This is a genomic window from Streptomyces poriferorum (assembly GCF_019399235.1).
In the GTDB taxonomy this organism is placed as follows: Bacteria; Actinomycetota; Actinomycetes; order Streptomycetales; family Streptomycetaceae; genus Streptomyces; species Streptomyces poriferorum.
In genome coordinates this window covers 1-7,299 of record NZ_JAELVH010000305.1, presented here as the reverse complement: position 1 = coordinate 7,299, position 7,299 = coordinate 1, and the positions used below count along the sequence as shown (strand labels likewise).

At 74.0% G+C, this 7,299-nt stretch carries 2 protein-coding genes; both read right to left on the bottom strand.

The window, feature by feature from the left end; all coding sequences use genetic code 11:
- Nucleotides 1–179 precede the first annotated feature (179 nt).
- Complete coding sequence (locus JGS39_RS33815) at nucleotides 180–2,168, bottom strand: potassium channel family protein (protein ID WP_219573574.1); 1,989 nt, start codon at nucleotides 2,166–2,168, stop codon at nucleotides 180–182.
- Between the two features lie 29 nt (nucleotides 2,169–2,197).
- The gene (locus tag JGS39_RS33810; protein ID WP_219573573.1) at nucleotides 2,198–7,159 is read right to left on the bottom strand and encodes a DNA repair ATPase; all 4,962 of its coding nucleotides are present in this window, start codon (nucleotides 7,157–7,159) and stop codon (nucleotides 2,198–2,200) included.
- Nucleotides 7,160–7,299: the final 140 nt, after the last annotated feature.

The window sequence follows — 7,299 nt, the reverse complement described above, 5'->3', positions numbered from 1 at the left end:
CAACCTCACAGGGCAATACATCTAGGGCGCGTCCCCGGCCGGCCGGCGGCAGGTGTCGGCGAAGGGGAGACCGGTGCCGGCCCCGGCCCGGGTGGGGCCCGTCGGTCCGGTGCGGAAGGCGCTGACCGAGGAGCGGGCCGCACCGGGAATCCGGATATCGCCGGGCGCCGGGCCCGGCGTCAGTGCCGGGTCAACGAACCGCGCCTGCGCAGGAGTTCCGCCAGTCCGCGGCGGGTCGCGGCGATGACGACCCGGTCGGTGGGCTGGAGTACGTAACCCGGGTGCAGGTTCCAGACCAGCCCGCCCGGCCGGTCCTCGGTGCCGTCGCCCGTTTCCGGCATGGCCAGGTCCGGCCGGCGGTCGGCGGGCTGGGCCACGTCCAGGGCGAGGACCCGCCAGGCCCCGGCCCGGAACGCCTGCTCCACCGTCCGGCCCTCCAGCTGCGGGTGCCCGGCCACCTCGACCGCGGCGAACAGCATCACCTTCCGCTCGACCGGCACCGCCCCGAGGATCTGCCGGCCCATCATGGCGACGGCGAACGAGGGCGCCGCCAGATGCGAGACCGACCGGGAACGGGTCAGCGCCTGCGGGTGGGCGGTGCGCAGGGTGCGGTAGACGGCGGTGGCGAACTCGTCGTCGAAGAGCCGCAGCGTCACCCGCAGGTCCGGCTTGACCGAGCGGGCGTACAGCGCGGCCTCCAGGTTCGTGGTGTCGACGCTCGTCAGGGCCAGCAGCGCACGGGAACGCCGGATCTTCGCCGCCTCCAGGACGCCCTCCTGTGTGACGTCCCCGAGGACCACCGGCACCCGCAGCCGCCGCGCCACGGGGATGCCGCGGGCGTCCGGGTCGTCCTCCACGCACACCACGGGGATGCCGAGTTCACGCAGCTGGACGAGGACGCGGGTACCGATCTTGCCGAGACCGAGCAGCACCACGTGCCCCGACAGACCGCGCGGCGGCCGGCGCAGGGCGGAGGCGGTGCGCAGCGACCCGAACGCCTCCAGCACCCCGGCCACCAGCAGGGGCAGCAGCATCAGTCCGGCGACCCCGGACAGGATCTGGATGACCTGGCGGGCGGTCGGGTCACCGATCGCCGGGTCGCCCATCGCGAACAGGTCGAGCAGCGTCAGATACGCGGCGTGCACCGGCTCGTCCCCGGTGGTGAACGTGGACGCCACCGCGAGTCCCAGGACGGCCGTGCCGACGCCCAGCGCGGACCAGCGCAGCCGCCGCGAGAAGACCTGGCCCAGCGGGGCGCCCCTGCCCCCCATCCGGCGGACGCGGCCGGAGGGGCCCGGCCGGCTGACGGCCTCCAGGACGATCGTTCCGCGTCCGGTCGCCGCGGCCACCTCTGCCTGGTCGGGCAGCAGCCGGGGGCCCTCGTCGCCGCTGCTGTCGGAGCCCTCGGTGCCGGCCGGGTCATGGGTGGTGGAGGAGAGCAGGGCCAGCGTGCACAGGGCCGGGCGGACGGCCTGGCCGTCCCGGGGCGGGGTGCGCTCGGAGGCGCGCAGGAGCAGGCCCTCCGCCCGGATCACCTTGCTGGAGCCGGAGAGCGCGGTCGCCGCGAGGGCGGGCGCCGCGGTGTCGGCGTCCGACAGGACCGTGGTGGAGGCGTCCAGCACGGTCTGGTCGATGCCGGGTGAGGCGACGGCGGCCGCCTGGTCCAGCAGAGTCTCCAGATGCTGGCCGAGCTTGCGGTTGTAGAGCCGGATCACCAGCCGGACACGGGGGTTGAGCCTGCGGGCGGTCAGCGCGGCACGGATGTTGCGCTCGTCGTCGTCGTAGACGAGGGCCAGCGCGGCGGCCGTGGCGACGCCGGCCTCCTCGAAGGCCTCGTCGGAGGGCTCGGCCGCCTGGAGGATGCGGACCGCCTCCACGCCGGCATTGGTGTCGCCGTCCCCGTTCCCGGCGCCGTTGCCCCCGTTGCGGCTCATCGCCGACGACATCCGGCCGAACAGGGCCGCCGCCCGGCCGCGCCCGGTCAGCGGCAGTTCCGGTCCGCTCGTGCCGGGTTCCGGCGGCAGGACCAGCGTGACCCGCTCCCCGTAGACGTACCGCAGCTCGACTGCGAGCCGCTGGGCGAGCGCGTCGTCGCCGCAGACGACCATGTGGCCGGAGAACGGGGAGCGTTGGGGCTGCTGGGGAAGAGGAGGCACATGTCCCAGCATGCCCTGCTCCCTTCTGATGATCCGAACGGTCAGTGGTCTTCGTGTGTCCCGGAGGGTGTGGCGGCGTGTGGTGCGGACGGTGGGAGGGAGAGCAGGTGGCGGGGGTCTGCGGCCCTGCTGATCGCCGTCTCGACTGCGGCGATCCGGTCCGCGAGCAGTCCGAGCGCGGCCACCGCGCGGGTCAGCGGATCGCCGTCGGGACCGCCGAGCGCCTGGCCGCGGACGTACGAGGCGGTGACGGCGGACCAGCGCGCGGCCTGCTCGGGGCCGAGCGTTCCGCGCAGGGCGGCGAGTTTCAGCAGGGCGGCCTCGGCGCCGGTGGTGAGCGTCTGGGCCTCGCCCGTGTAGTGGTCGTCGATGACGGCGGACAGTTCGGCGTCGTTCATCACGGGCACGATGCGTTCCGCGATGCGGTTCATGTTGCGGTACGAGCCCTGGAGGCGGAACGGCGGTTCGGTGCGCGTCGCGTCGGTCTGCGCGGCCGAGGCGATGTACGCGGCGTTGACCGCGAGGACGGTGTCGCGGGCGTGCAGCAGATGGCGGAGCACAGCGGTGATCCGGTCCACCTCGGCCGGTGCGTAAGGGTGTTGGAGCCGGTCCGCGCGGGCGGTGGCGTCGGTGCCGGAGGCGAGCCGCAACAGCAGGGCGAGGTCCTCGCGGGACCGGCCGGCGAGCGGGGCCAGCACCGGGTTGGCGGTCAGCGCGTTCTCGACGAAGCTCAGCGCGAAGACGTCCTCGCGCCCGCTCAGCACCTCGCCCAGGTTCCAGACGTCCGCCCGGTTGGCCAGCATGTCGGGGACCTGGAACCGCTCCCCGGACTCGGTGTACGGGTTGCCCGTCATGCACACCGCGAACCGCTTGCCCCGCAGGTCGTAGCTGCGCGGCTCGCCGTCCCGTACGCCCTCGATCCTGCGGGTGGCGTCGCAGAGCGGGATGAACTTCTGGAGCAGTTCCGGTGAGGTGTGCTGGATGTCGTCGATGTGGAGCAGGGTGTTGTTGCCCGCCTCCAGCGCGAAGTTGATCTTCTCGATCTCCTGGCGCGCGGTCGCGCCGCGGGCCTGCGCGGGGTCCAGCGAGGTCACGTCGTGGCCGAGGTTCGGCCCGCTGACCTTGACGAGGACCAGCCCGAGCCGGTCGGCGACGTACTCCATGAGCGTCGTCTTGCCGTAGCCGGGCGGCGACACGAGCAGCAGCAGGCCCTGCGAGTCGGTACGCCGGTCGGCGTCCGCCGTGCCGAGCTGCTTGGCGAGGCTGTCCCCGATCAGCGGCAGGTAGACCTCGTCGAGCAGCCGGTTGCGGACGAACGCGGACATGACCCGGGGCCGGTGGTCGTCCAGCCGCAGCCGGGTGCGCTCGGCTGCGGCCAGGGTGGTGCGCCGGCGCTGGTAGGCGCGGAAGCCGGGGACGGTCGTGGTGCGGAACTCCTCGATACGGGAGAGGAGTTCGTCGATGCGGACGGTCAGCCTGCCTCGCTCGATGAGCGGATGGACGCCGAGGAGGCCGTCCACGGTCGCGCTGAGCGGGGCGTCGCCCTCGTAACGGTCCAGAACGGGCTCCGGGCAGAGCTCGATGGCGACGGCCTCCGCGAGATCGCCCGCCTCCAGGTCCGTCCCGCTCGCCAGGGCGTACGAGGTGAGCCAGCCCTCGACGAGCTGGCGGCGGGCCGGCAGCTCGTCGGCGAGGGCGGCAAGGTCCTCTTCATATGCCGAAGTCCCGGTCGTACGACGGAACTTGTCTAGGAACGTGCGGACGTGCGCGGCGGTGACGAAGCCGGCAGGGCCGCTCGTCAGCTCCTCGAAGAGATACGCGGCGACGGCCCGGGAGCCCTCCCCCGTGATGACCGATGCCCACTCCTCCTGGAGCGCGGCGACGGCAGGGCCGGGACCGAACGTCTCGCGGGCGCGCGCCAGGGAGCGGGCCCGGCGCGTCCAGGACGTCCGGCGGGCCTCGTCCGTTTCGTACGCCCAGAACAGCTGGGCGGCGGCCCGTACGGCGGGCGGGCAGCGCAGAAGTCCGGCGGTCGCGTGCAGCCGCAGCAGGGCGGCCAGGATCGCCGTGGCGTCCTCGTCGTGGACCCCGCGCTGGTACCCCTCGTCGTACGCGGCGGCGGCCGACTCCCTCACGAGAGAGGCCAGTTCGCTGTTGTCCAGGGAGCTCAGCCGGTCCGCGCCCTGTTCGGCCAGGAGCCGGGCGGCCAGATGCTCGCCCCGGTAGACGGACGGCGACTCGGAGGGCAGCAGCTGGTCCCAGTACGGGCGGGTCGCGGCGAAGTCCGGATCGGTGACCGGCGCCCGGTAGTCGGTGCCGGTCACGGCGAACGCGAGCCCGTCCGCCTGCGGCACGAGCGTCAGCTCGAACGGCTGGGTGTTCACCGCGAACCGGTGCCGGCCCAGGCGGATCGTCGCCCCGCCGTCCGCGTACAGCTCGCTGCGGTCGCGCAGGGCCCGGCCCGCCTCCTGGCGGGCGGCCAGCAGCTGCCCGTCGAGCTCCTCGGCCCTGACCGTGTCGCCGAGCCCGCGCAGTTCCCCGGCGGTCCGGCGGACCTTGGCGACCATCGGGTCGGAGGCGAAGTAGGTGTGCACGGCGTCCGCGTCGGCCAGCGCGGAACTGCGGCGGGCGACGGTCTCCAGGACCCGGGCGGCGGAGGCCGCGAGGCGTTCCGTGCGGCGGGCGAGGGCGTCCTGAAGGGTCTGCCTGCGGGCCGAGAACGCCTCGTACACCTGCGTCCGCAGCTCGCCCAGCTCGGTCAGGAAGTCGTCGAACCCGTCGAACTGCGCCTCCAGGTTCTCCAGCTGGAGGAGCAGCCGCGCGAGCTGGTCGTCGCAGGCGTCCGGGCTGTCCGCGGCGGCCAGCGCGGCCGTGACGGCCTGCCCCAGCAGTGCGAACTCGGCGGCGAACTCGGCCCGGCCCTCCTGGTCGAGCAGAGTGCGCCTGCGGGCGTCGAGCGTGGCGCGGGCCCGGTTCACCCCGCCGAGGACGCCCGCGATCCGCTCCAGGATCGAGGTACGGACCACTCCGTCACCGATGTCGAGCCCGGCGACGACGTCCGTCACCGTGCTCAGCCCGTCCGTCATCCCGGCCAGCCGCTCGCCGAGCGCGGTGGCGTCGGTGACGGTGGCGAGGGCGGCCGCCTGCTCGGTGAGCCGGGCGACGTCCTCGTGGTAGCCGGTGAACGCGTCGTCCCCGGACAGGAACGCGACCGCGCGCCGGCCGGCCGAGTCGATGTCGTCGGCGGTGGCGGCGGTGAGTTCGGCGATCCGCCCGGTGTCCGCGTACCGCATCTCGGCGAGACTCGCCAAGTGGCCGTGAGCAGCGCGTAGTTCGGTCAGGCGGTCGACCCAGTCGGAGGCCGAGCGCGGTGCCTCGCCGCGGACCCGGCGGACAAGGACGGTGATCCGGTCCGCCGTCTCGGTGAGGGCGTCCGCGGCGCTCCGGGTCTGCTCCTGTACGGCGTCGAACTCGGCGAGCACGTGCTGCGCGGTGTCGCGGAGCGCGGCCAGCGGGGCTCCGAGAGCGCCGAGTTCGTCATCGTCCAGCCAGTGGTAGCGGTCGGTGGCGCGGGAGCAGTCCGTCACCAGCCGGGCGTAGACGGCGGCCGTCGGGGTCGTCGCTTCGGCGCTCTGCGCGAGTGCGAGGCAGTCGGAGATGCCGCGCACGAGGTCGGCGTTGCCGACGCGGGCGAGCGGGCCCTTCCCGGGCGGGCGGGAGGCGGCGAAGGTGTCGGAGACGTACGGCGTCCGCCAGCGCTGCACCGGGTGGACGCGGGCCGGGCCGGCGTCCCGGCCCTCCACCGGGTCGCGCAGGAGCACGAGCGTGCCGTCGTCGAGCAGCGCGTGGCCGCGGCCCTGGAGCGGGGTGGCGACCTCCTGCCGGATCACGTTGTACGGGAGCAGCAGGCTCCGCCCATCCTCCCGCGAACGGAACGTGTACAGGACGTCCTCGCCGTTGGGGGAGCGCACGGCGCCCTCGAAGACGGGGTCGGTGAGGGGTTCGGCGATGTCGAAGGTCTTCGCCGTGCCGGCGGTCAGGTAGTAGCCGCCGGGGAAGATGATCCCCTGGTCCTCGGGGAGCGGATGGCAGGAGGGACCGATCCCGTCCAGACGCTGCACGGTGCCGAGGAGCCTGTTGAGGACGAGATGGCGCCAGGCCTCCTCCTTGTACGGCCGGACGCGGAGCAGGACGAGTGGCCCCGACTCCGCGTACGCGACCTCGGCGTCGGCGAGCGACTGGAGGGGTTCGGTGACCGGCTCGCGGTAGATCCCGTCGGGGGTCTCCGTGTCGTCGACTGTCTTGAGCGTGAGGTGTCCGCCGAGTGTGGAGAGGTAGAGCGGGGCGCGGTCGCCGTCCTCGGTGCGGCCCCCGCCGATGGCGATGTGCGGGTGGCGGCCGGCGATGTGGGCCTCGCGGCCCGCGACCGTCCAGGTGAAGCCGTGCGACGGCGGGAACACGTGGTCGCGCTCGCCGCGGGCGTCGAGGAACGCGCCGGGTGAACCGTCGGCGTCCAGCGCCCAGCGCAGGACGCGGATGTCCTCGGCGTTCTCGCCGGTACGGAAGACGGCGAGGAGCCGTCCGTTGGTACGGCGCAGCCGCAGGAGGCGGGCGTCGCGGTAGTAGCGGTGGAGGCCGCCGAACTCGCGCACGAAGGGCTCGTCGGCGAGGAGCGGGGTGGTGGTGGGGGCCAACTCGGGTTCGAACGCCGCGAGTACGTCGTCGACCGCGGGCTCGTCGCGCCGGCCCGGGCCCCGTTCGAAGCCGAACAGGAGCTGTCCGCCGATGGCGACGAGGTCGCGGGGAGTGGACGGCTGCGCCGTCCGGACCTGCTCGCTGCCGAGCAACTGGAGTCCGGTGGAGCCGAACTCCTCGGTCCGCCGTGCGTTGAGCGCCTCGGCACGGTGGGCGAGCTCGGCGGCCTGGGTGCGGAGCCGCCGCCGCAGCACGTCGTAGACCGCGTCCTCGGGGCCGTCCGGGGGTGATGCGGTGGCGGTGTCCATGCGGCTCCTTACGGGGCGGATGTGTTGGCCTGCGGCCGGCGGTTGTCCTCAATCGCCGGACGGGCTTGATGGGGTGCGGGTCGCTCCGCGGGGTGCGGCCGCGCCCACGCCGGTGGTGGGGGTCCGGGGCCCCTCCGGGG

What these genes read in the sequence shown, in the direction of transcription:
- JGS39_RS33815 (WP_219573574.1), bottom strand. Translation starts at nt 2,168, where the DNA reads ATGCTGGGACATGTGCCTCCTCTTCCCCAGCAGCCCCAACGCTCCCCG.
- JGS39_RS33810 (WP_219573573.1), bottom strand. Translation starts at nt 7,159, where the DNA reads ATGGACACCGCCACCGCATCACCCCCGGACGGCCCCGAGGACGCGGTC.